This window comes from Flavobacterium sp., from assembly GCF_030146175.1.
Taxonomy (GTDB): domain Bacteria; phylum Bacteroidota; class Bacteroidia; order Flavobacteriales; family Flavobacteriaceae; genus Flavobacterium.
In genome coordinates this window covers 31,384-54,895 of the sequence record NZ_JASLCE010000104.1, presented here as the reverse complement: position 1 = coordinate 54,895, position 23,512 = coordinate 31,384, and the positions used below count along the sequence as shown (strand labels likewise).

At 38.8% G+C, this 23,512-nt stretch carries 24 protein-coding genes; 17 read left to right on the top strand and 7 right to left on the bottom strand.

Translation table 11 applies throughout. The features are described from left to right. Window positions 1-46 precede the first annotated feature (46 nt). The 5 genes from Q1R07_RS12030 to Q1R07_RS12010 are packed head-to-tail and all read left to right on the top strand — an operon-like array spanning window position 47 to window position 4,995. On the top strand, window positions 47-934 hold the full coding sequence (locus Q1R07_RS12030; protein WP_300490496.1) for a glycosyltransferase family 2 protein: 888 nt from the start codon (window positions 47-49) through the stop codon (window positions 932-934). Window positions 935-940: 6 nt separating this feature from the next. Beyond that, on the top strand, window positions 941-1,717 hold the full coding sequence (locus Q1R07_RS12025) for a glycosyltransferase family 2 protein (RefSeq protein WP_300490494.1): 777 nt from the start codon (window positions 941-943) through the stop codon (window positions 1,715-1,717). Between the two features lie 56 nt (window positions 1,718-1,773). Next, a complete protein-coding gene (locus tag Q1R07_RS12020; protein ID WP_300490491.1) occupies window positions 1,774-2,772 on the top strand; it encodes a hypothetical protein in 999 nt (332 codons plus the stop codon). Window positions 2,773-2,776: 4 nt separating this feature from the next. Beyond that, the gene (locus Q1R07_RS12015; protein WP_300490488.1) at window positions 2,777-3,964 is read left to right on the top strand and encodes a glycosyltransferase family 4 protein; all 1,188 of its coding nucleotides are present in this window, start codon (window positions 2,777-2,779) and stop codon (window positions 3,962-3,964) included. 20 nt (window positions 3,965-3,984) lie between these two features. After that, window positions 3,985-4,995, top strand: coding sequence for a glycosyltransferase family 2 protein (locus tag Q1R07_RS12010; RefSeq protein ID WP_300490485.1), 1,011 nt, complete (start codon window positions 3,985-3,987; stop codon window positions 4,993-4,995). 98 nt (window positions 4,996-5,093) lie between these two features. Here the strand turns inward: Q1R07_RS12010 and Q1R07_RS12005 are convergent, their stop codons facing one another. Further along, entirely contained in the window at window positions 5,094-6,089 is a 996-nt protein-coding gene (locus tag Q1R07_RS12005; RefSeq protein WP_300490482.1) for a glycosyltransferase, read from the bottom strand. A 156-nt stretch (window positions 6,090-6,245) separates the two neighbouring features. Between Q1R07_RS12005 and Q1R07_RS12000 the strand changes: the two genes are divergently transcribed. The 9 genes from Q1R07_RS12000 (at window position 6,246) to Q1R07_RS11960 (ending at window position 15,511) form a co-directional block, all read left to right on the top strand. Further along, window positions 6,246-7,328, top strand: a complete 1,083-nt coding sequence (locus Q1R07_RS12000) for a DegT/DnrJ/EryC1/StrS family aminotransferase (RefSeq protein WP_300490479.1) — start codon at window positions 6,246-6,248, stop codon at window positions 7,326-7,328. Beyond that, window positions 7,322-7,969, top strand: coding sequence for an acetyltransferase (locus Q1R07_RS11995; protein WP_300490476.1), 648 nt, complete (start codon window positions 7,322-7,324; stop codon window positions 7,967-7,969). The genes Q1R07_RS12000 and Q1R07_RS11995 overlap by 7 nt, the downstream gene beginning before the upstream one ends. Before the next feature lie 202 nt (window positions 7,970-8,171). Beyond that, complete coding sequence (locus Q1R07_RS11990) at window positions 8,172-9,134, top strand: lipopolysaccharide core biosynthesis protein rfaS (protein WP_300490473.1); 963 nt, start codon at window positions 8,172-8,174, stop codon at window positions 9,132-9,134. A 6-nt stretch (window positions 9,135-9,140) separates the two neighbouring features. Continuing rightward, window positions 9,141-10,259, top strand: coding sequence for a glycosyltransferase (locus Q1R07_RS11985; protein ID WP_300490470.1), 1,119 nt, complete (start codon window positions 9,141-9,143; stop codon window positions 10,257-10,259). Between the two features lie 13 nt (window positions 10,260-10,272). Beyond that, complete coding sequence (gene glf, locus Q1R07_RS11980; protein ID WP_300490467.1) at window positions 10,273-11,382, top strand: UDP-galactopyranose mutase; 1,110 nt, start codon at window positions 10,273-10,275, stop codon at window positions 11,380-11,382. Further along, window positions 11,369-12,364: a hypothetical protein gene (locus tag Q1R07_RS11975; RefSeq protein WP_300490464.1), complete on the top strand. Its 996-nt coding sequence runs from the start codon at window positions 11,369-11,371 to the stop codon at window positions 12,362-12,364. The genes glf and Q1R07_RS11975 overlap by 14 nt, the downstream gene beginning before the upstream one ends. A 65-nt stretch (window positions 12,365-12,429) precedes the next feature. Continuing rightward, window positions 12,430-12,993, top strand: a complete 564-nt coding sequence (locus tag Q1R07_RS11970) for an L-threonylcarbamoyladenylate synthase (RefSeq protein WP_300490461.1) — start codon at window positions 12,430-12,432, stop codon at window positions 12,991-12,993. A gap of 33 nt (window positions 12,994-13,026) precedes the next feature. Further along, window positions 13,027-14,460, top strand: coding sequence for an HD domain-containing protein (locus Q1R07_RS11965; protein WP_300490458.1), 1,434 nt, complete (start codon window positions 13,027-13,029; stop codon window positions 14,458-14,460). Window positions 14,461-14,491: 31 nt separating this feature from the next. Beyond that, window positions 14,492-15,511, top strand: a complete 1,020-nt coding sequence (locus Q1R07_RS11960) for a COX15/CtaA family protein (RefSeq protein ID WP_300490455.1) — start codon at window positions 14,492-14,494, stop codon at window positions 15,509-15,511. Window positions 15,512-15,521: 10 nt separating this feature from the next. On the opposite strand, the gene Q1R07_RS11955 is transcribed toward Q1R07_RS11960, so the two are convergent. From Q1R07_RS11955 to Q1R07_RS11930, 6 genes are all read right to left on the bottom strand, one after another. After that, complete coding sequence (locus Q1R07_RS11955; RefSeq protein ID WP_300490453.1) at window positions 15,522-16,277, bottom strand: LytTR family DNA-binding domain-containing protein; 756 nt, start codon at window positions 16,275-16,277, stop codon at window positions 15,522-15,524. A 24-nt stretch (window positions 16,278-16,301) separates the two neighbouring features. Beyond that, the gene (locus Q1R07_RS11950) at window positions 16,302-16,637 is read right to left on the bottom strand and encodes a 2TM domain-containing protein (protein WP_300490449.1); all 336 of its coding nucleotides are present in this window, start codon (window positions 16,635-16,637) and stop codon (window positions 16,302-16,304) included. A gap of 1 nt (window position 16,638) precedes the next feature. Continuing rightward, window positions 16,639-16,947, bottom strand: a complete 309-nt coding sequence (locus Q1R07_RS11945) for a 2TM domain-containing protein (protein WP_300490446.1) — start codon at window positions 16,945-16,947, stop codon at window positions 16,639-16,641. 15 nt (window positions 16,948-16,962) lie between these two features. Next, window positions 16,963-18,303, bottom strand: coding sequence for a histidine kinase (locus Q1R07_RS11940; RefSeq protein ID WP_300490443.1), 1,341 nt, complete (start codon window positions 18,301-18,303; stop codon window positions 16,963-16,965). 41 nt (window positions 18,304-18,344) lie between these two features. Further along, a complete protein-coding gene (locus Q1R07_RS11935; protein ID WP_300490441.1) occupies window positions 18,345-18,971 on the bottom strand; it encodes a hypothetical protein in 627 nt (208 codons plus the stop codon). Between the two features lie 138 nt (window positions 18,972-19,109). Further along, window positions 19,110-21,260 carry a carboxypeptidase-like regulatory domain-containing protein gene (locus Q1R07_RS11930; protein WP_300490511.1) on the bottom strand — a complete coding sequence of 717 codons (2,151 nt, stop codon included), beginning with the start codon at window positions 21,258-21,260 and terminating at the stop codon, window positions 19,110-19,112. Between the two features lie 165 nt (window positions 21,261-21,425). On the opposite strand from Q1R07_RS11930, the gene Q1R07_RS11925 reads away from it, so the two are divergent. From Q1R07_RS11925 to Q1R07_RS11915, 3 genes are all read left to right on the top strand, one after another. Further along, on the top strand, window positions 21,426-21,767 hold the full coding sequence (locus tag Q1R07_RS11925) for an MmcQ/YjbR family DNA-binding protein (RefSeq protein WP_300490439.1): 342 nt from the start codon (window positions 21,426-21,428) through the stop codon (window positions 21,765-21,767). A gap of 19 nt (window positions 21,768-21,786) precedes the next feature. Further along, on the top strand, window positions 21,787-22,158 hold the full coding sequence (locus tag Q1R07_RS11920; RefSeq protein WP_300490436.1) for a VOC family protein: 372 nt from the start codon (window positions 21,787-21,789) through the stop codon (window positions 22,156-22,158). Between the two features lie 81 nt (window positions 22,159-22,239). Continuing rightward, window positions 22,240-23,511 (top strand): chloride channel protein, encoded by a 1,272-nt coding sequence (locus Q1R07_RS11915; RefSeq protein WP_300490433.1) that lies wholly within the window; start codon window positions 22,240-22,242, stop codon window positions 23,509-23,511. Window position 23,512: the final 1 nt, after the last annotated feature.

Below are 23,512 nucleotides of genomic sequence, written 5' to 3'. Positions count from 1 at the left end.
CATTTTTATTTTTTAAGATATTAAAATCCAAATAAATCCAACCTACATGAAAGTCGCCGGTTTTACCTTTATCCGCAATGCGGTACAAAACGATTACTCTATCGTAGAAGCAATTACTTCAATATTGCCCATATGTGATGAATTTATAGTAGCTCATGGAAATTCTACCGACACCACATTAGATCTTATTAAAAGTATTGGTTCCCCAAAAATCAAAATTATTGAAACTGTTTGGGACGATAGCGTACGCGAAGGCGGTCGCACTTTTGCCCTCGAAACCGACAAGGCATTTAAGGCCATTAGTCCCGATGTAGACTGGGCTTTTTATATTCAGGGTGACGAATGTGTTCATGAAAAATACCTGGACACCATTCGTAAAGAAATGGAGGCATCGCTAAATGATCCAAATGTTGAAGGCTTGCTTTTTAACTATATGCATTTTTACGGATCGTATGATTTTTATGCACATTCCCGCAGATGGTACCGCCGAGAAATCCGTATTGTCCGCAACCTGCCCGGAATGGAATCCTATAAAGATGCACAAGGTTTCCGTTATAACGGTCGCAAGTTAAAAGTAAAACACATTCCGGCTTATATTTATCATTACGGATGGGTTAAAGCGCCTGGCGGATTAAAAACAAAGGTGAAAAACACCGGTCGTTTTTACAATAGCGACGACGAATGGATCGACCGAACCTATAATGAAGATTATGAATTTGACTATGGTAATGCCGAACGCTTACTAAAGTTTAAAGGTACCCATCCTCAGGTTTTCCAGGACAGGGTAAATCGCAGCAACTGGAAATTCTCGTTTGATCCGACCAAAATGGGACGCAAAATGAATTTCAGAAGAAAATTACTGGCCTTTATCGAAGACTTAACCGGTAAACGGCTATTTGAATACCGCAATTATGTAATTGTAAAAAGAAGTTAATCGTATATGACATCGCAATCCAGTTCTATTAAAATCAGCGGACTGATAATCACCTATAACGAAGAAAAAAACATCCGGGAAGTAATCGAATGTCTTGATTTTGTGGATGAGATTATCGTAGTGGATTCGTATAGTACCGATTCTACCGTGGCCATTGCCAATACGTACCCAAATGTTAAAGTGGTACAGCATAAATTTGTTGATTTTACAACACAACGGAATCTGGCACTGGAACTGGCCAGCTATAACTGGGTTTTATTTCTGGATGCCGATGAACGGATTACTCCGCCATTGCGTGCCGAAATTATCGCAGAAGTCCGCAAACCGGAAACCAAAGATGCGTATTACTTTTTAAGAAAGTTCTATTTTGCCGGAAGAGCGATCCATTTCTCCGGTACGCAAACGGATAAAAATTTCCGATTGTTTAAAAAAGACAAAGCACATTATATCCCGGAAAAACTGGTTCACGAAACCCTTAAAGTCGACGGAACGATTGGCATATTTCAAAATAAGTTACTCCATTATTCCTATGACAATTACGCTATTTATAGACAGAAAATGATTAGCTATGGTGTTTTAAAAGGAAAAGAACTTTTCCTTAAAGGCAAAAAATACAGCGTTTTTACCCAATACCTAAAAACCATTTTTAAGTTTATAAAAGCCTTCTTTATCCGTCTGGGAATATTGGATGGAAAAGACGGATTAATCATATCGTATTTACAGGCATTGAGCGTATACCATACGTATAAATCACTAAAAGCAAACCAGAAACAAAATATTTAACCCGTTGTAACAGTTATTAGTAATAACACACTCCCACTAATTATATTATTTGAAAAATGAAGCAGAAGATTTGTTTGATCAGTTTCGATAACTGGCACTACGACAAATATATCATCAAATTGTTACAGCAAAAGAATATTGATGCGTATCATATCAATTTGGGAGGTTATAAGCATGCCAATTTAGCATCGAGAATCGTAAACTTACTTTCTAAAATTTTCCTGGGTATTAACCTCAAAACCAAAAAGAAGCAGGAACATATTATATCCGAATTACAAAAACACGGACAACACGATATTATTTTGGTGATCAATCCCGATGTTATCGAACTGAAATACCACCAGCTAATTAAGCAATATACCAAAAACTATTTTGCCTATCTGTACGACAGTTTACATCGTTGTCCGGTCGATCATCTCTTAAATGCAGGTCTTTTTGACGAAATTTTTTCTTTTGACGAACAGGATGCCAAGGCACACAATTTTGTCAAAATGAACAATTATATCTACTTTGACAAACAGGAAATCCCAGCCGTAAAACCAAAATATAAGGTTACCACGATTTCATCGTTCGACAAACGTTTTCCGATATACAATAAAATTGCCTATCAGTTGGAGCAATTGAAAGCGCCGTTTCATTTTATTTTTGTGAGTCGGAATATCGAATACAAAAAATTCAAATACAATTTCAAAGCCGAAACCGCAGCCAAAACCAATAGCCAGCTGTTATTTCAGTCCAAAAAAATCCGATTAAAACAATTGCTGAAATTGTATTCGGAAGCCGAAATTATTCTGGACATCGTTCAAAACAACCAAACCGGTCTGAGTTTCCGGGTATTTGAGGCTATGGGAATGCAGAAAAAACTAATAACGGATAATAAAACGGTCGTAAATTACCCGTTTTATAACCCCAATAACATATTGATCATTGATCGCGAAAACCCCGTAATTGCCCCCGAATTTCTGGCTACGGATTACGAACCCGTTCCGGAAGAAATTTACAATCAATATACCTTGGACAATTGGGTTACTACGATTTTCGATCTGAAAAAATAACCGTATGAATATCCTCATTTTAACCCGGGAATACAAAAATGAAAAGCTTCCTCCTTGTGGTGGAACTGGGAATTTTAATACTTTACTGGCCAAAGAACTTGTAAAAAGAGGTCATCGGGTATACATTTTTGGCGTAAACAAAACCAATATCGATTTTGACGACGAAGGGGTTCATGTTCATTATACCAAAAACCTTTTTAAGCGAAATTTTGTGTACGATCTGTTTCGATCCGTTACACAGAAGTTTTCGTTTTTAATGCCGTATCATTTTAAAATTCACGAAAAAGAAAAACGCGATATCAGTCGGCGGCTTTTTGCCTATATTGAAAAGAACAATCTGAATATCGATATTATCGAATGTCATGATTTTGAAGGCTTAAGTTTATTTTTAGGCCAAAAAATCCCATATGTGGTACGCTGTCATGGTTCTTTTTCCGTTTTGGAAAAATATTTTGGCTACAAAGTAGAAGCCGGACGTAAACATTGCGAGCGCGAAGCGTTTAAAAAAGCCGAAAATGTAATTGCCGTTTCCCGTTTTTCCGAACAGGTTAATCGCGAACTGTTTGGCGTTTCGAAATTCAAACTTATTTATAACGGCATCAATATACAGGAATTCCAACCGAATCCGAATCCGTCGGTAATTCCGTTTTCTGTTTTCTATATCGGAAATGTTGCCCTCGAAAAAGGAGCCGATACGGCATTTCGCGTATTCGCTCGTCTAGCGGAGAAATTCCCGCAAGCCACCTTACAGTTTATCGGTCGGGAAACACCTTATAAGGCAACTTTGGACAAGGAAATTCAGACACAGACTTTAACCGATAAGGTTGTTTTTCACGGTTATCAGCCTAAAGAAAATATTATCCGTCTACTCAATAGCGCTCATGTTCTTATTTTCCCTTCCAAAGGAGAGAATTTTAGTCTGGCGCTTTTAGAAGCTATGGCGTTGGCCAAACCTATAGTGACTTCAAATCTGGATTCTTTTAAAGAACTGATCACATCGGGCGAAAATGGTTTTGTATGTGATACGGATACAGATTTTGTCGATCGTATATCCGCTATACTAACGGATGGCGTTTTGGCTGAAACACTTTCCCAAAATGCCCGACAAACCATCGTAGATCATTTTAGCATCGAAAAAATGATGACCGAAACATTGGATTATTATACTACTGTTATTAAAAATCACACCTAACCTTTATTGATCAATTAGTTATGAGCCAACCCGTTTTATCAGTAATCATACCGGTATATAATGCCGAAAAATACCTTCAGGAAACGATTGACAGTATTCTGAAGCAAAGTTTTACCGATTTTGAACTAATCGTGCTCAATGATAAATCGACCGATACCAGTAAAAGCATAATCGAAAAAAATGCAGCGGCCGATTCCCGTATTATTTTTGTTGATAAAATAGAAAATGTGGGCCCGGCTCGTTTGCGAAATGAAGGTTTTACAACGGCTAAAGGGGAATTTATCGCCTTGATGGATGCTGATGATATCGCCATGCCCGATCGTTTTTCCAAGCAGATCGAATTCCTGAAAAAAAATCCGGAAATCGGTGTTTGCGGAACCTTTTATACCCTTTTTAAACCGGATGGCAAACGAAAACTAATGGCCCTTCCCACAGAACATCTTGCTATTCGAACGGCTTTTCTTTTTTATAATCCGATTGGAAATCCTACGATAATGCTTCGTAAGGCTTGTTTAAAAGATTTCCGTTTTGACAACGATTTTGTTCCAATTGAAGACTATGAATTATGGAACCGAATGAGTGCTACTACCCTATTTGCCAATGTATCCGAATCGTTACTCGATTACCGTTGGCATGATACGAATATCAGTCAGACCAAAATCGATAACGTAAACCGTTCGCTTCGCAATATTCGTTTGGCACAATTACAACAGGACTTCGGTATAAATCCTGAAAGCACCGATATTGAAGGCTATCTGAATGCATTTGACTTTAAACGGGGATTATCGGCTCAGGAAGTCATCGCTACTGTTGACGCCGCTCAGAAATTAATCGCAAAAAACCGGGAATCCCGTATTTTCGACCAGAAGGTACTCGAAAAACAGCTCTATCAGATTGTGGTACGTACGATCCGTAAATCGAAAGAGTTTAACAAACCGCTATTAAAATACCTCCAAAACGAAGGTAAGCCTGTATTTCAAAAGGTGCGTTGGTTTGATCGTATTTTGATTATGCTGAAATCGCTATTTTAACCCCCTTACAAACTGATAATCAATGTGTTTCTTATTCAAAACTAGGCATTTTATACCACATCAAGATTATAAAAAAGAGGAACCTACGTTCCTCTTTTTTAATTGTATTTGATACCGAAATAGTTCATCTTAATATGACGTCGCCAGAATTTGATTCGCATTCCAAACGATGCCTGTTTTAAAAATAGCTGTACCGCCTGATGAGGTTCTTTAGCATAGGCTTCCTTATCTTTATACAGCTTTAAAGCTTCAAAAGCAGAATCTTTTAGCAACGACTGGATTACTTCCCGTATGTTTGCTGTTTGAGCCTGTGGCAACCTGTCATAAACTTCTTTTACATTCAGATAGGAGGAATAACGCTGGAAAAAAGCTGATTTTAACGAATAAATTCCGCCGGCATGCCAACGGTACACACCGCCCTGAAAATTTAGGAAAGCTCCTTTTCCATTGCAAAGTGCCAAACCATATAAGGTATTGTCTTTGGAATAGCGGAAACTCTTGTACTCTTGTGGTTTTACAGCCGATTTTAAAAACACACACGTCAGCGTATAGGTGCAATACGGTCGGAAAATCGTATCAAAATCGATGGTATACACTTCGGGTAAGGTTTCTTTAAAATCGTTTGGAACCAATTCGTCCCCTTTTTTGTTTAAAAAGTCGGTCCATGTTATAACATAATCCGGGTGGGCTTCCAGAAAATCGACCTGTTTTTGCAATTTATACGGATCAATCCAATAATCGTCACCTTCACAAAGCGCAATGTATTTTCCTTTCGCTTTCGGAAAAGTATGATCGCCCCAAATATCGACATCCGCATTGGAATATTGGTTTTCGGTCTGGTAAATTGGCTTGATCAATAACGGATAACGGCTTTCAAAGTCTTTTAATATTGCTGGTGTTCCGTCTGGAGAGGCATCTTCATGGACAATAATTTCAAACGGAAAATTTGTTTTCTGACTTAAAAATCCTTCCAACGCATCGCTTAAATACGCTTCATGCTTAAACGTGTCACATAAAATACTTACTAAAGGCTTGTGGATATCCTGTCCGCTCCAATCGGCCAGTATTTCTTCCTGACTTCTGCAATGCTTCATATATAATTTAGGTTACGATCCGGCCACTCCCGATCTGATTGATATCTTATTCCGTTTGGGTACGGTTAGATTGCTTAACTTTTTATATTTTTACTGCACAAATGTAACCATTAAGTTCGTTTATCAACAGAAATAAAATTTACAAATCCCATATTAATGATAACAGTAACCAAAACCTTTTTCCCGGATTTAAAAGAATACGAAAAGCAACTTGAACGGATATGGGAAAACAAATGGCTTACTAACCGGGGTGAACTGGTATTGGAATTGGAACAGAAATTAACCGATTATCTGAAAAGCAATTCTATGATCATCACCAACAACGGAACCGTACCGCTACAAATCGCGCTTAAAATTCTGGGAAAACAAGGGGAAATCATTACTACTCCGTTTTCGTATGTAGCGACGACGTCTTCTATTATATGGGAAAATTGCACGCCTGTTTTTGTCGATATTCATCCGGAATACCTTACTATTGATGAAACCCAGATCGAGGCTGCCATAAGTCCAAAAACGACCGCTATTTTAGCCACGCATGTCTTTGGTAACCCTTGTGAAGTAGACGCGATTGAAGCCATCGCTAAAAAATACGGCTTAAAGGTGATTTATGACGCCGCACATGCTTTTGGCGTAACCTATAAAGAGGAATCACTATTCAATTATGGCGATGTGAGTACCTGTAGTTTCCATGCCACCAAACTTTTCCATACCGGAGAAGGTGGCGCGCTGTTTTGTAAAGATGCAACGCTTTTTCATAAACTATTCTACAGTCATAATTTCGGTCATAACGGACCGTTGGAATTTCACGGATTAGGGATTAATGCTAAAATTTCGGAACTTCAGGCCGCTATGGGACTGGCTGTTTTGCCTCATATGGGAACCATTTTGTCCGAACGAAAAAAAGTAGTTGATTTTTACAACCAACATCTCGATTTTAATCAATTGCAAACCATGGCTATCCGACCGGAAACCATCTGGAATTATAGCTATTACCCGATAATACTACCTTCTGAGGCTATACTTTTAAAAGTACAAAAAGCATTAAACGACAACAATATTATTCCGAGAAGATATTTTTATCCATCGTTAAACACGATCGGATATGTGAACCAACCGGATCAGGCAATGCCGGTTTCAGAATCGATAGCCCAACGTGTACTTTCGTTACCGCTTTATGTTGGTTTAACCGTGGAAGACTTAGAAAAAATAACCACCTTAATTAATCAAAACGCATGCTAATAGTTGGAGCCAAAGGATTTGCTAAAGAAGTTTTAGAAGTATTACATCAGAGTGGACAAACCGAAAATCTGGTTTTCTATGACGATGTGAACACCGATATTCCAGCCGTATTATACGATCGTTTTCCGGTTCTTACAAACCTTGACGACGCTACGGCCTACTTTATGCATACCGATAATCGTTTTACCATCGGTATCGGAAATCCGGCTTTACGAAAACGCCTGTATGAAAAATTCAAAGCTATTGGTGGTGTCTTTACTGCTACAATAAGCCCAAAAGCCGTTATTGGCAGTTTTGGGAATCAAATTGACTCCGGATGTAATATTATGACTGGAACCGTCCTTACAAATGACATAATTGTCCAAAAAGGGACACTAATTAACCTAAATTGTACCATCGGCCATGATTGTCATATTGGAGAATTTTCGGAAATTTCACCTGGTGTAAACATCTCCGGTAATTGTAAAATTGGCGCCTATAGTAACATCGGGACAAATGCCACTATCCTCCCTAAAATTACAATAGGAAGAAATGTTATAATTGCCGCAGGAGCTGTAGTCACCAAAGATTTACCAGACAATTGTATGGCTGCAGGTGTTCCTGCTGTTATCAAAAAAGAATTACCTGAGATAACATTTTAAATTCCCTCCTAAAAATTTGATCATCGACTGTTACATCGATTATAAACGCTGTTTGTAATTCGGTCAGGGTTTTTATTGTTCAAATTAAAACAATCTAACAGACTTCAAAAAACAATTCCGGAACAGGATAATCTCTTGTCTGGCAGGTCTGCTATTGTCTGCATTCAACACATATATTAACAGCTGTATAAAATCAAGTCTAATGAAGAAAAGGATCTTATATATTGCTCCGGATCATTATGACTTCTATAAAGTCATCTTGAAAGGATTTGAGGACTTTACCGATTATACCGTCGTTATGGTCCTATCCAACGGATATCCGTATCACTATAAAAATAGTGGCGAACGATGTTTGAATTTCTTTTTGAAATGGTGTTTTAATACGAATATCAAAAAAATACATTCTCAAAAAGTGATCCTTCAAAAAATAAACGAATATCCCACTTACGATATCGTGTATGTTAACCGACCCGATATGCTCTCCCCTAAAGTATTATCTCTTGTTACCAAAAAAGCAAAACATTCAATTGTTCATTATTGGGATAGTTTTGCGAAAATAAAAGGTCAGAAAGAGACAATGCCTTTTTTCGATGTTCATTATAGTTTTGACAAAAACGACTGTGATCAATATGGATTACACTTTACTACAAATTTCTATTTTACTGAAACCCTACCATCTGGTCCTAAATATGATGTCCTTTTTCTAGGCACCTACGACCATCGTTTTACCCAAATAAAGCACATCATCCAACTCTTAAGCTCTAGCGGAAAAAATGCAAAAGCATTGCTGTTTTCTAAAAACAAAAGCATACGTAAAAAACACGCTACAGCAGATATTCTCTTTCTGGATAAAATTATTCCATTTCCCGAAATTGTCACCTATAGTGGCAATACACAAATTATTCTGGATATACATCATCCCGATCAATCCGGCTTATCTTTTCGTCCCTTTGAAGCAATCGGCTTAAAGAAAAAATTAATCACGACCAATCCAGACATCAAAACGTATGATTTTTACGATCCAAATAACATTTTTATCTGGACCGACACCACCTTTTCTATTCCGGATTCCTTTTTCGCTACGCCCTATACTGAAATTCCTATTGCAATACGGCAAAAATATACACTCGAAAGCTGGGTTCATTCAATATTAACTATAAAATAGTCCATTATGATGAAGCAAAAAATTTATTTTATTTGCCCGGATACCAAAACACCAATCGGAGGTATCAAACAATTATACAGGCAGGTAGACATCTTAAACCGGAACAATTTTAATGCTGTTATCCTTCATAAAAAAAGGCATTTTCGTCATAAATGGTTTGAAAATACTACCCGGTTAGAATACAACCTTCCGTTGTTTTTATTGATCAGACAAGGTCTTAGAACCGGTAAAACCTCATTTCTAAAAAGCATTTTCACTAAAATCACTTTAGGCATACAACGGTTTATAGCACCTAAGCTTGATGAAAATGCAATATTTGTTTTTCCGGAAATCTTTAGTCTGGGTTTCTTAAAAATTAAAAAAGATATCCGAAAGGTGATTTTTAATCAAAATTGCTATTATTCGTTTTTATATAATTCTATCGAAAAATTACCCCATGAAAAACAATATACGGATCAAAATATCCTTGCAACGATAACCGTATCCGAAGATTCAAAAAACTATTTGTCCTTTGCCGTTCCCAATACTACCGTTTACCGAATACGAATTGGTATTGATCAAAGTAAGTTCCATTACCATCCGCAGAAAAAGAAGCAAATTGCCTTTATGCCTCGCAAAATGAAAACCGAAATCGTTCAGATTTTAAACATTCTGAACTATAGGAATAGTTTACGCGACTGGTCATTAGTGAGCATTGATAATAAAACCGAACAGGAAGTCGCTCAGATTATGAGGGAAAGCCACATTTTTTTAAGCTTTAATTATTTCGAAGGTTTTGGTCTCCCTCCTGTAGAAGCTATGGCTTGCGGTTGTATTGTGATCGGCTTTACAGGCAGGGCTGGTAAAGAATATTTTAATCCCGACTTTTCATACCCCATTCCGGATGGAGATATAATTGGTTTTGTTCACAAGATTGAAGAGGTTCTGGCCCTTTATGAAATGACCCCTACTACTTTTTTTGAAAAGCAAATAAAAGCTTCACAATCTATTCTGAAGGAATACAGTCTGGAAAATGAGAAACAGGACATTATTACCGTCTGGAAGCGGATTTTAAACCTCCGTAAATCCAACACCATACAATCCGGGCAACACGCTGTTGCCACAACTGATTCACCCTCAATTTAACACCATAAACAAGATGAAAAACTATGACATTCTAATTGTAGGATCCGGGCTTTTTGGAGCTGTTTTTGCCCACGAAGCAACTAAAATCGGTAAAAAATGCCTCGTTATTGACAAAAGGTCACATCGGGGAGGTAATGTATATTGTGAAAAAATAGAAGATATTACAACCCACAAATATGGGGCTCATATTTTTCACACCAATGATAAATTCATCTGGGATTACGTCAATCAATTTACCACTTTTAACCATTACATCAATAGTCCCGTAACTATTGCAAAAGGGAAGCTTTACAACCTGCCTTTTAATATGAATACGTTCTATCAGTTATGGGGCGCTATAACTCCCGAAGAAGCCCGGGCGAAAATTAATATCCAGGTAGATCGGTTTGGCGTTTCAGATCCGTCAAATCTGGAAGAACAGGCACTCTCAATGGTTGGTAAAGATATTTATGAAACTTTGATTAAAGAATATACCGAAAAGCAATGGGGACGCAAAGCGACCGAGTTGCCGCCATTTATCATTAAAAGGCTTCCGGTGCGTTATACGTTCAATAATAATTATTTTAATGATGCCTATCAGGGCATACCGGTTGGCGGTTATAATACAATTATTGACGGATTACTGGAAGGAACGGAAGTTCGCTTAAATACTGATTTTTTTGACGATCGCTCTTATTTTGAATCGCTGGCCAAGACTATTGTTTTTACCGGAAAAATCGATGAATATTTTGATTATGAATTTGGCGAACTCGAATATCGCTCGCTCCGATTTGAAAACGAAATTATCAATAGCTCCAATTTTCAGGGTAATGCCATTGTCAATTATAATGATGCGACTGTTCCTTATACCCGTATCATCGAACACAAACATTTCGAATTTGGCAAGCAACCACAAACGGTTATCACCAAAGAATATCCGGAATCCTGGTCTTCGAAAAAAGAAGCGTTTTATCCCGTTAACGATAAAAAAAATCAGGCAATTTATAAAAAGTATTGCCTAAAAGCCAAAGGAACTAATGTCATTTTCGGAGGGAGACTTGCCGAATATAAATACTACGACATGCACCAGATCATTTCTTCAGCCATTCGAAAATTTAAAACCGAATACTATGAAATTAAATAAAAATACGGCAACATTCTATGTGATCGCCCCGGCGAACTTTGCATCGGGTGGGCCTTTTTTAATGCATCAGCTGGCATCCAAACTCCTCAATATGGGATTTAAGTCCAAAATGGTATATATCGGACAACAGGCATCCACTGATCCGGTGCATGACTTTTACAAGCGTTTTAAAATCCCTTATACCAATACAATAACAGATGCTTCGGAAAATATCGTCATCTTTCCCGAAATCTATACCGGGATGATCTATCACTATAAAAAAATTCATAAGGTAATCTGGTGGCTAAGTGTCGATTTCTTTTTGGCTGCCATTAGGCCAAAACCCTTTTCCTTACGACGCTTTTTGGGAATAAAACCAACAGTGTGCCATTATGATTTTAAAAAGGAGCCCTTGCTCTCTCATTGGGTACAATCACATTATGCCCGGCATTTTCTGGAATCGAAAAACGTCACCGATATTTATAATTTATCCGACTATCTTGACGCTATTTTTATCGATAAATTAAAAAGGAAATCATTTACCAACCAAAATAAAAGCAACAGGATTGTATACAATCCCAAAAAAGGATATAATGAAACGCTGGAATTGATCCGAAAAGCACCACTACTCGATTGGGTTCCGATAGCAAACATGACTCCGTCTCAGGTTCGGCAATTGTTGCTCAGTGCCAAAATTTATATCGACTTTGGAAATCATCCCGGTAAAGACCGTATTCCGAGAGAAGCTGCAATGTGTGGCTGTATTATAGTTACAAACAAAAAAGGAAGTGCTAACTTTGCAGAAGATATTCCGATACCGGATAAATTTAAAATAGATTATATCCCGGGTAAAGAACGCAATATTATTGATTTGTTAGAACATTGTTTTACAGCATATGAAAACGAAGTCCAACATTTTGATACGTATCGCAAAAAAATTGAACAGGAAGAAGCTGTTTTCAACGACGACTTAGCTAAAATAATAACCACTTTTTTTGATTAAGTCGCTGGTATTGTTTAGAATCGCTTCCTGTAACTATTTATAAAAACAGTCTAAATAAATAAAAAATGATTGCAGAAGAAATTCATAAAGCCTACGAAGTGATCAAAAACGGAGGAATCATCCTATATCCAACCGATACGGTTTGGGGAATCGGTTGTGATGCGACCAATCCGGAAGCCGTAAAAAAGATATACGCGCTCAAACAACGGGAAGAAAGTAAAAGCATGATCGTCCTGATGAACGGGGATCGTATGGTATACAATGTTTTTAAAGATATTCCGGAAGTAGCCTGGCAAATCCTCGATTTATCCGAAAAACCAACCACACTGATCTTGGATAATCCGAGAAATGTCGCGCCAAATATCATCGGTCAGGATAATACTTTAGGGATGCGAATCGTTAAAGAACCTTTTTGTTTTAAGCTAATGGAACGGATGAAAGTTCCGTTGGTTTCTACTTCGGCAAACATTAGTGGCGAACCAACACCAAAATCGTTTAAAGAAATAAGCCCGGCAATTTTGCAAGGCGTAGACTATGTTGTAAATTTGCACCACGATAAAATTGGCGGTAAACCGTCGACTATCATAAAACTGTCTGGAAACAGTGAGGTAAAAATTATACGAAAATAAACAACTTAGCCCTGCAAACCGGAGCGACCATTAATGAAAAAACAAACTTCATATAAAGAGGCATTACAGTCAAAAATTTTTGAAATTATATCCAATGCAGCCAAAGAACTGCAAGTCGATTCCTATGTTATTGGCGGCTTTGTAAGGGATTTGATCCTGGAACGCAATCATAAAAAAGACATCGATATCGTGGCCGTTGGCAGTGGTATCGAATTGGCTTTAAAAGTGTCGGAACTGATCCCACATAAACCAAAAGTACAGGTTTTTAAAAACTACGGTACCGCCATGCTTCGCTATGATGATATGGATATTGAATTTGTAGGCGCCCGTAAAGAATCCTATCATTTCGACAGCCGAAATCCGGTTGTGGAAAACGGAACTCTGGAAGATGATCAAAACCGTCGCGATTTTACGATCAATGCATTGGCACTCTCTTTAAACGAAGCCAATTACGGCGAACTGGTTGATCCTTTTAACGGATTGGCCGATATGGAGCACAAAAGTATCAAAACGCCTTTGGATCCGGATGTTACCTATTCGGACGATCCGTTGCGTATGATGCGCGCCATCCGTTTTGCTTCGCAGCTTAATTTTACCATCGAATCGGAATCGCTGGAATCTATTTCCCGTAATAAAGACCGGATCAATATTATTTCCGGAGAACGTATTGTCGAGGAATTAAACAAAATCCTTTTATCGGATAAACCTTCCGTTGGTTTCCTGTTACTATACCAAACCGGATTACTGGATATTATTTTACCGGAGCTAACCGCTTTAAATCAGGTGGAAGAGATCGAAGGACATACGCATAAAAACAACTTTTATCATACCTTGGAAGTGGTCGACAATATCTGCCCGAACACAGACGATGTATGGTTACGTTGGTCGGCTTTGCTACACGATATCGGTAAAGCGCCGACAAAACGTTATAATAAAAAACAAGGATGGACCTTCCACGGGCATGAGTTTTTAGGCGGTAAAATGGTAAAACGTATCTTTGAGCGTTTGCATATGCCGTTAAATCACAAAATGAAATTTGTCCAGAAAATGGTCATGATGAGTTCCCGTCCCATCGTACTCGCTCAGGATATTGTGACCGATTCGGCCGTACGTCGTTTGGTTTTTGATGCCGGTGAGGATGTGGAAAATCTGATGACCTTGTGCGAAGCCGATATCACGACTAAAAACCCGTCGAAATTCCGAAAATATCATAATAATTTTAAAATCGTCCGCCAGAAAATTGTCGAAGTGGAAGAACGCGACCACGTTCGCAATTTCCAACCGCCCATTACCGGAGAAGAAATCATGGCCATTTTTAACCTGAAACCTTCCCGTGAAATCGGTCTTTTAAAAGAAGCCATCAAAGAAGCCATACTCGAAGGAGAAATCCCGAACGAATACCAGCCGGCTTACGATTTTATGATGGAAAAAGCGGCAAAATTAGGATTAAAAAAGGCAACCGAATAACCTTCGGATTTAAACATAAAAGCATACTAAAATGAAAAAACATTTCACCTCCATCGCAAAAACTGCTTTAGTATTAGTCTATTTAGTAATTGTAGCCGGAGCACTGGTTCGTATGACCGGTTCCGGAATGGGTTGTCCCGATTGGCCGAAATGTTTTGGATATTATATTCCTCCAACCGATATCAAGGAATTGACCTGGAGTGAAAACCATGAGTTTAAAAAAGGTCAGGTGATCATTAAAGACGAAAGTCTGTTGGTCGCCAAAGACAATTTTACCACCGGAACGGAATTTGACGCTTCCCATTGGAAAAAATACACCAAGCACGATTATGCGATCTTTAATGCTTCGCACACCTGGACCGAATATGGCAACCGACTGGTTGGTGCTTTGGCCGGTCTGGCTTGTTTTATTATGGCTATTGCTTCTTTTTCAATGTGGAAACAAAGTAAAAAAATTACCCTATTGTCCTGGTTGGTTGTCTTTATGATGGGATTCCAGGCATGGTTGGGCGCAACAGTGGTGTATTCGGTATTAAACCCGGTAAAAATCACCGTTCATATGGTGATGGCACTGGTAATCGTTGCCGTTATCTTATATATCATCCGACTGGCCAAACCGGTTTCGTCGGATAAAATTGCGAATCCGATGTTTTTGACTATCCTTTGGGTTTCACTTGGGTTAACATTAATTCAGGTGGTTTTAGGAACTCAGGTACGTCAGTTTGTAGACGAGCAGGTAAAATCCGGAATCGGAAATGAAACCCTTTGGTTAAGCAAACCTGAAGTGAGCTTTTACTTTCACCGTACGTTTTCCGTAGTGGTGTTTTTATCGAGTCTGTTCCTGTATTTACGTAACAAACGACTGGGTTTGGGCTTTTCAAAAATCAACTGGGTAATGCTTTTATTAGCATTGGAAATCGCCTCCGGAATTGCAATGTATTACCTACATTTCCCATTTGGAAGTCAGACAATTCATTTGGTACTTGCGTCGATTTTATTCGGAGTACAGTTTTATATGATTCTGGAAGCCCGAAAAAATAAAACAGCATAAAAAATGGATCCTAACCGATCCATTCTTTAAAATCACTAACCCTTTCGCGGCTCACAATAACCTCATCGCCTTTATAGGTTGGCAAAACGACTTTTAGTCTGGAATTGCTGTAGAGTACGATTTCTTTTATGGCGCGCATCGGAATGATAAATTTACGGCTTACGCGATAGAAATCTTTTGGATCCAATTCGGTTTCCAATAGCTCCAGTGTCTGATCCAGTAAATAATCGCGGTTATCGGTGGTGTGCACATAAGTTCCTTTGTTTTCGCTATAAAAACATTCGACTTCCTCGATCGGGATCACTTTTAACTGCTGACCGATTTTTACCGTAAATCGTTTTTTATACGATTTATCCACCGGATTCACCAGCATTCGTTTGATTGTTTCAAAATCCAGCGATAATTGTTGCGGTTCCGGATTTCGTTGTCGGTATTTGTTTAATGCCACTTCCAGATCGTCTTCGTCTATCGGTTTTAGCAGGTAGTCAATACTGTTTAATTTAAAGGCTTTTAACGCATATTCGTCGTAGGCCGTTGTAAAAATAACCGCGCTTTTGATATTGATTTGTTCAAAGATTTCAAAAGAAAGTCCGTCGGAAAGCTGGATATCGAGAAAGATAAGATCCGGATGCGGATTGGCTTGAAACCATTGTATCGATTCTTCTACCGAATGCAACATGGTGTGGACGTTTAATCCTAGTTTTTCAACTTTTCGCTGTAATAATCGCGCCGCCGGTTTTTCGTCTTCTATAATTATAATATTCATCGTATTCGTATTCCTATTTTGTGATTATTCCCATTTTTCATTTTTCTCTTTATCCATAAATTCTTTGATTTTGCGCGCTTCCCAGTCACGTCCAAAGAAAAAATCGTATCCAAAAACCCGCAATCCGTGTGCTAGCAATCCGATACCCCAACATATCGCGGTAAAGAAGTTTTTAAACTGAAAATAGCTTTCTCCTACTTTTAAATCCCGAAAGTTTAAAAATACGATAAACAGATTTACCAATAGGTATATCATCAGGTGCGTATAGAATCCTTTGATTCGTTTTACCCTTTTGGCAGCTTCTTCATAACGACTATCGCTACTGTATTGCTCTTCCCATGATTTGTATTTACGGCGCATCTTAGTTCCAGTTTTGTTTGTGTTTTTGCTTTTCTTCTTCTAAAAATTCTTTCATTTTTCGGGCTTCCCAATCACGTCCCAAAAAGGGCATATAATTGAAAACCTTCATTCCGTGGAAAACGACTCCGATTCCCCATCCGATCATCGGATAAAAAAACCATAAATGCTCCGGGGACGTTAGCAGGTTGATTGCTAACAATGTGAGATTTACAGCGATATAACCGGTAAGGTTTCCGTAAAAACCTTTGATTTCTTCTACTCTTTTACGAGCTTGCTCATAGCGCTCCTGTTCGTTATAATTGCGTTCCATGATTGTTCTGTTTACTTACTTCCAGTTCTTTTTACTGTCGTTATCCTGTTTTTCCATCAATTCCCGAATCTTGCGTTCTTCCCAACTTGCGCCATATCCCAGCACGCTAAATCCGTGGATAAAAAGGCCCATTCCCCATCCCAACATCGGAAACCAAAACCACTGGAATCCCGGTGAAAAATAAAGATTGATAAATATGAGGGATGGAATTACCACACAATAGGATGTCAGATTTCCGTAAAATCCTTTTAAGGCTTCAACTTTCTTTTTGGCCCGGTAATAAGCCGTATCGTCATGTTGTTCATACGTTTCCATAATACCAATTTGTTTGGTTAACATCGGTAATTGTACCGTAAATTTATTTTCAGTTTGTTCTATTTTTACCTTACGTTCCGTGAGAATCGCATAACGGTCGATGATGTTTTGTAAACCTACACCCTGTCGGTCTTTTAAAACTTCCTTTTTTTGCAGATCGTTTTGTACTACGAGGTAGCCGTTTTGTTCGAATATGCGAATGTGTAACGGTTTTTGTTCGCTAACGATATTGTGTTTTATCGTGTTTTCCAATAATAACTGCAACGATAACGGAACCACTTTCGCCTCCGGATTTGCTGATTTTTCCGGGTGTTCGTAGAAAATACTGTTTTCAAAACGCATTTTTAATAAGTTCATATACGTTTTGGCAAAAGCCAGTTCTTCTTCCACACTAACCAGTTCCTTATCTTTTTGTTCCAGCACATAACGGTATATTTTAGACAAAGAAGAGGTAAACCGTTGGGCATTATCCGGGTTTTCTTCGATCAGCGAACTCAGTACATTCAGACTGTTAAACAAAAAATGCGGGTCAATCTGGTTTTTTAAACTTTCGAATTTGGCTGAAGCCGTTCCGGCGATGATTTTTTGCTGTTTTAACCGGTTTTCCTGATACGCTCTATAAAAATAGATCATATGGAGAATCAGCGTAATGATAAATGTAATGATGATCGCTGTAAGATAATTCCCTGGATTTTCTTTTTCTAAAAACGCTTGAAAGGTCAATCCGTTGATTTGTATTTCTTCAAAAGCCCGCAATAAAAAAATTACCGCTATAGAGACCACAAAGGAACTTAAAAACCCTATTATTACTCTTTTCAAAGCAAAACGATCTTTCTTAAATATCCGGTCAAGCATCACGAAAACAGCCATATTTGCCATATATAATGCTACTGTATAGAGCATTGTAAATTCAACATTTAGCCAGAAAGCGCCGTTAATTGGTACCGGGTTTCCATTAATCCATCGAAGCAAAAGCAATACAACAATGATGGCTGTTCCGATACCTATGGCTCGTAAAAAATGTCTCAGGTAAAAGTTCATTTTATTTCTGTTTATTCGTGGCTATTCCGCCGGTTTGTTTTTTATTTTGTGTTGCAGTTTTGTAGCACTTCCTGCGCTCTGTCCAATCCCCAGTTCGGATGAAAAGGCGATTCTGGTTTAAAAGTAGCAAAAAGTTCAATTGATTTCGCAACTTGCGCACACATTGGTTTGGTATCTTTTCCGAAAAATTTGGCGCCACCTATTTCAAATTCGGCTTTCGAAAATACAACTCTCGGGTTGTTTGGAGCCAAAGCCAGTGCTTTATAATATTGTTCCATCGTTTTACCGGTATATTTCATTCCGTTCGATTGCGGATCGTATACAATCCAGGCAGTGTAAATCAGTGCTTGTACAACTAATAATTCCGGGTTATTCGGACTGATGGCATTCGCTTCGTTTTCGGCCTGTTGTGCTTTTTCCAATAAAGCTGAAATTTTGTCGCGGTTGGCTGGAACAAAAGCTTCTGTTGTGTTGATCAAAGCCACGTAGTAGTTCGGAAGCCAGTTTTCTTTTTCCACCAAAGCGATGCGTTCAAAAAGGGCTTTTGCTTCGGTTGGTTTTCCTTCACTCCACAAACCAAGGGCTTTTTTCATTCCTTGTTCGTATTGCGTTTGTGAAAATGTAATAGTGCTGATCAAAAGTGTTAGTGCGATGATAATTTTTTTCATGATTTCTATTTTTTTAAATGGATTAATGATTTTGTATTGTGATGATTGAAACTTTATTATTTATAGGTCAAAGGTAGTATGGGGCATTCTGCTTTAAAATTAATCCTGACCCAACTGTCATTTTTCAGGGATGAATTGTTACAGGTTTTCCAATTGGTTGGATTTCTTATCCTGACTGATGGTCCAGAAGAACCCGACAAAGAAAAATCGGTCGGCAGCCTGTCCTATTGCCTGGCGTTGAAACTGTCCGCTTACATCAGGCGAATTGGCATATTGGTAACCAAAAACGTTGTCTTTTCCCATTACATTTGAAACCGAGAAGTATAGTATTTTTTGTGGCGACATCAGGTACGCCCAACTCAGACTCAAACTGTTATAGCTCGTCGTTTTTCCATTCATAAAGGTCATTTCATTCGGATTGTTATACGGACGTCCGGTTGCAAAACTGTTCGTCACACTCAACTGCGAACGCAAATCGTTGATCCAGTATTTTCCCACTACCGAAAGTGTATGGTTCGCTACAAAATTGGGCGTTACTTTATCCGGATAGTTTTTATAATCCCTTTTACTGTCGATATACGAATAGGACAACCAGTATTCCAGATTTCTAACCGTTTTATTATCTCTCCAGAAAAGATCAAATCCCTTGGCATATCCGCTTCCGTTATTGGTATAAATACTGTTGTATTGCGGCAAATCAGTGTTGTATTTTACCAGATTGCTATAATCTTTATAATACAATTCGGCACGTAGCGTTCTTCCTTCCGGGTTGTAGGTGTAATTCAGTATATAATGTGCTGTTTTTTCCGGTTCGAACGCTGAAGTGTATTTCAGGTAATCCTGTTTTGGCAACTGATTAAAATCGCCATAGGCCAGTGACAATTGCCCGTTTTTATTGGTTCTGTAAGCCAGTGAAGCTCTCGGTTCCAATACCGATGTTCCCAATAAATCGCTGTGCATTCCGCGAAGTCCGGCTTTTACGGCAAAGTCCGATGTTACTACGATATCCGTTTCAGCATATAAAGCTCCAATCCCACTGGTATAACCGGTTTTGAATTCATTAGACGGCTGGCGATAGCTTCCGTCAAAATCGGTTGTAAAATAATCCCCTCCGAAAATCATTCTTACTTTATTCGAAAGCTTTTTACCCAGTTTTAGTTTTAGGTGTGCGGCATTTTCCTGATCTTTTACCGCATTACTATCCAAATCCGTTTTGGTCAGACTATAACCGTAGCCTATTCCGGTTTGTATCGTCCAGTTGGCTCCAAAATTTCCTTTATAAGAAGCATTCAGATATAGATTATTGTTTTGAGTAGCTACCCGAATCGGGTCTTCATAATTGATATCTTTTTGATTTAGCTCAAAATTGGCATAATCATAAGCCGTATAAAATTTAAACAATCCGTTTTTAAACTGACGACGGAAAACCATTTCTCCCGACATGGACTGATACGGTTTGATCCAGTCTACATTTTGTTGGATCGTCTTTTGGTACGGCTCCAGATTGATATAGCTTGTATTAAAACTAAACGATCCTTTTTCCCATTTCTGCGTATTTCCTACACCTAAACCAACAGTCATTAAGGATACATCCGTTTTTTCCTGATCCGGTTCATTAATCGTATTCAATAACAACACACTGGATAGAGCATCACCAAATTCCGCCGAATAACCTCCGGTTGTAAAAGACATTCCACTAAACAAGAAAGGTGAAAAACGTCCTCGGGTTGGCAGATTATTGGCCGAAGCACCATAAGGCTGTGCTACCCGGATACCGTCAATATAGGTTTGGGTTTCATCCGATTCCCCACCGCGAACAAACAGACGACCGCTCTCTCCTACAATCTGCGCACCCGGAAGGGTTTGCAAGGCTCCGATTATATTACCGGGCGAACCGGCCGTAGTTACAATATCCAATGGTTTTAAAACCGATGCTTTTGAATTGCCACCAGCCTGAAACGAACCCACAGAAATCACTACGTCATTTAAAGCATTTGCACTGGATTTTACGGTAAACAAACGGGATTTGTAAGTCTCTATTACGATAGTTTCCCGGATGGTTTCCAACAGCAACGAACTGATCACCAAAACCTGGCTCCCTTTCGCATCGGTTTCAAATGAGAAGGTACCGTCGGCTGCAGATGGCGCTCCGTCATAGGTTCCTTCTATAAACACATTCACCCCTTCCTGCGGTTTCCCTTTTTGATCGACCAGTTTTCCGGAAATTTTTGTTTGCGCCTGAAATACCAGACAACATAAAAGACTACAAATTGTAAGTATCGTTTTCATCATTTCTTGTTTTTTAGTGATTCAAAGTTGCAACAGTTGGCTTTCATTTAATAAAAAAGGATACCGAACTGTTATTTTTTTAGGATGAATTGTGAATTAGTGACTACTCCTATTCCGATTTGCCCAAAAATGACGTAACTTAGCTTTAAACCAAGCCTTTACCTTATGAATATAGAAGCCTTACAAATCCTTTGCACTTCTTTTCCGGCTGTTACCGAGGACATTAAATGGGGAAACGACCTGTGTTTTTTGATCGCTAATAAAATGTTTTGTGTGATCGGGCTCGACAGTACACCACTAACCGTTTCGTTTAAAACAACCGAAGAAGATTTTGATCAATTAATCGCCCGACCGCATATAAAACCGGCTCCGTATATGGCTCGGTACAAATGGGTACTGGTAGAAGACAGTTCCGTACTAACCCCAAAAGAATGGGAACACTATATCGCACAGTCTTATCAACTGATCAAGGGAAAACTGCCCGCTAAAATTCAGGCTTCCCTATAATAACGCTAAAAATAGTAGTATGAAAATTCCAGAACAATACCTGCCGGTCATGCCGTATATCATTACCGACCATGCCGAGGCTTTTCTCGATTTTACCAAAAAAGTACTGGACGCCCAGGAGCAGCTTATCGTTCCCGGTGAAGGCAATCGAACCATTATGCATGGCGAAATTCGGATTGGAGACGCGGTAATCATGTTCGCCCAAAAACCGGACAATTATGAGACTCGCTCCTGCGGGATGTTTATTTATGTAGCCGATGTGGATACGGTCTATCAAAAAGCATTACAGCAAAAAGCTGTCTCGTTAATGCAGCCTGTTCGCCAGGATTACGGCTATACCGCTGGTTTTGAAGATCCTTTTGGAAACCAATGGTGGATTGTCACACCGTAACTTTAACGTTTTTATACCGTTTTTTAGCATTTCAATGGTTATTTTTGCGTATCAAATTTTGCATTCATAGCTCCCCCCGAAATGAAAAAAATAACCCGGATCAAAAAGAACCATCGTCTGATTGTTCTTCAAAAGTTGATCATCACATCTGCCGTTATTGGTTTTTTAAGTGCCTTACTCGGCAATACACTCAAAAAAATAACGGAACATTACGAAGCTATTTTCTTTACACTGGCCCAGCAACACTGGCTGTTGTATTTATTATTCCCGGTATTGGGATTTTCGATCATTTATTTTTTAAGGCAGACGCTATTTCGTAAAAAGGAAAACAAAGGTATCAAGGAGATTTATGAAAGTACCGAATCCAAAAACAAAAACCTGCCGGCCTATAAAGTGAGTTCACATTTTATTAATGGTTTGATCACGGTTATTTTTGGTGGTTCTACCGGGATTGAGGTTTCTACCGTAGTGGCTTCGGCAGCTATCGGTTCGGTGGTTCAGCAAAAGGAAAATCTGTTTAAACGTTATAAAACACAACTCATTTGTGCCGGAATTGCTTCCGGAATCACCGCGCTTTTTGGTAGTCCACTTGCCGGACTGATTTTTGCGTATGAGGTGATCTCCCGAAAATGGTCGCGATCGTTTTTGCTAACCAATGGCATTGCCGTTGCAGTTGCGTTTCTGTTTACGTATTTTGTAGACAATCAGCCGCTTTTTAATCTCAATGTATTGCCTTGGCATTTACACGCCCTTCCATATATGATCCTCTTAGGAATGATTGCCGGGGTGAATGCGGTATATCTGAATCGATGTGTCTTGCTTTTTAAAAAGAAATTCGCTGAAATCGACCAGCATCATTTTCGTATTATTATTGGCGCCGGATTGGTTAGCCTTGCGCTACTTGTTTTCCCGCAGCTTTATGGCGAAGGTTATCACGCAGTAAAAGAACTCACACAACAATCGGGTCATCTTACACTCACCGTATCTTTGGCCGCTACGTTGGTTTTTGTGATTTTACTAAAACCTATCGTAACCTCATTAACGCTGGTTTCCGGTGGCGATGGCGGTGTATTTGCACCGAGTTTGTTTATCGGTGCTTTTCTGGGTTTACTAACGGCCTCGGTTTTAAATACGTTTTTCCATGCCAATGTCCTGCCGGTTAACTTTATGGTTATCGGAATGGCGGCTATGTTAAGTGCCAGTATTCATGCGCCTTTTACAGCCTTATTTCTGGTATGTGAAGCCATTGGCGATTATACCTTGTTTTTCCCGATCCTGATGGTTTGTCTGGTATCGAAAACTACTGCTAAATTCATTTATCCGTATACTGTTTACAGCTATTCCCGAGTTTAAT

Coding starts and splice junctions, on each gene's coding strand:
- Q1R07_RS11965 (WP_300490458.1), top strand. CDS start 13,027: ATGAAAAAACAAACTTCATATAAAGAGGCATTACAGTCAAAAATTTTT.
- Q1R07_RS11940 (WP_300490443.1), bottom strand. CDS start 18,303: ATGAACTTTTACCTGAGACATTTTTTACGAGCCATAGGTATCGGAACA.
- Q1R07_RS12030 (WP_300490496.1), top strand. CDS start 47: ATGAAAGTCGCCGGTTTTACCTTTATCCGCAATGCGGTACAAAACGAT.
- Q1R07_RS11985 (WP_300490470.1), top strand. CDS start 9,141: ATGATGAAGCAAAAAATTTATTTTATTTGCCCGGATACCAAAACACCA.
- Q1R07_RS12025 (WP_300490494.1), top strand. CDS start 941: ATGACATCGCAATCCAGTTCTATTAAAATCAGCGGACTGATAATCACC.
- glf (WP_300490467.1), top strand. CDS start 10,273: ATGAAAAACTATGACATTCTAATTGTAGGATCCGGGCTTTTTGGAGCT.
- Q1R07_RS11915 (WP_300490433.1), top strand. CDS start 22,240: ATGAAAAAAATAACCCGGATCAAAAAGAACCATCGTCTGATTGTTCTT.
- Q1R07_RS11955 (WP_300490453.1), bottom strand. CDS start 16,277: ATGAATATTATAATTATAGAAGACGAAAAACCGGCGGCGCGATTATTA.
- Q1R07_RS11930 (WP_300490511.1), bottom strand. CDS start 21,260: ATGAAAACGATACTTACAATTTGTAGTCTTTTATGTTGTCTGGTATTT.
- Q1R07_RS11925 (WP_300490439.1), top strand. CDS start 21,426: ATGAATATAGAAGCCTTACAAATCCTTTGCACTTCTTTTCCGGCTGTT.
- Q1R07_RS11995 (WP_300490476.1), top strand. CDS start 7,322: ATGCTAATAGTTGGAGCCAAAGGATTTGCTAAAGAAGTTTTAGAAGTA.
- Q1R07_RS11935 (WP_300490441.1), bottom strand. CDS start 18,971: ATGAAAAAAATTATCATCGCACTAACACTTTTGATCAGCACTATTACA.
- Q1R07_RS12020 (WP_300490491.1), top strand. CDS start 1,774: ATGAAGCAGAAGATTTGTTTGATCAGTTTCGATAACTGGCACTACGAC.
- Q1R07_RS12010 (WP_300490485.1), top strand. CDS start 3,985: ATGAGCCAACCCGTTTTATCAGTAATCATACCGGTATATAATGCCGAA.
- Q1R07_RS11975 (WP_300490464.1), top strand. CDS start 11,369: ATGAAATTAAATAAAAATACGGCAACATTCTATGTGATCGCCCCGGCG.
- Q1R07_RS11920 (WP_300490436.1), top strand. CDS start 21,787: ATGAAAATTCCAGAACAATACCTGCCGGTCATGCCGTATATCATTACC.
- Q1R07_RS11970 (WP_300490461.1), top strand. CDS start 12,430: ATGATTGCAGAAGAAATTCATAAAGCCTACGAAGTGATCAAAAACGGA.
- Q1R07_RS11960 (WP_300490455.1), top strand. CDS start 14,492: ATGAAAAAACATTTCACCTCCATCGCAAAAACTGCTTTAGTATTAGTC.
- Q1R07_RS11990 (WP_300490473.1), top strand. CDS start 8,172: ATGAAGAAAAGGATCTTATATATTGCTCCGGATCATTATGACTTCTAT.
- Q1R07_RS11945 (WP_300490446.1), bottom strand. CDS start 16,947: ATGGAACGCAATTATAACGAACAGGAGCGCTATGAGCAAGCTCGTAAA.
- Q1R07_RS11950 (WP_300490449.1), bottom strand. CDS start 16,637: ATGCGCCGTAAATACAAATCATGGGAAGAGCAATACAGTAGCGATAGT.
- Q1R07_RS12015 (WP_300490488.1), top strand. CDS start 2,777: ATGAATATCCTCATTTTAACCCGGGAATACAAAAATGAAAAGCTTCCT.
- Q1R07_RS12000 (WP_300490479.1), top strand. CDS start 6,246: ATGATAACAGTAACCAAAACCTTTTTCCCGGATTTAAAAGAATACGAA.
- Q1R07_RS12005 (WP_300490482.1), bottom strand. CDS start 6,089: ATGAAGCATTGCAGAAGTCAGGAAGAAATACTGGCCGATTGGAGCGGA.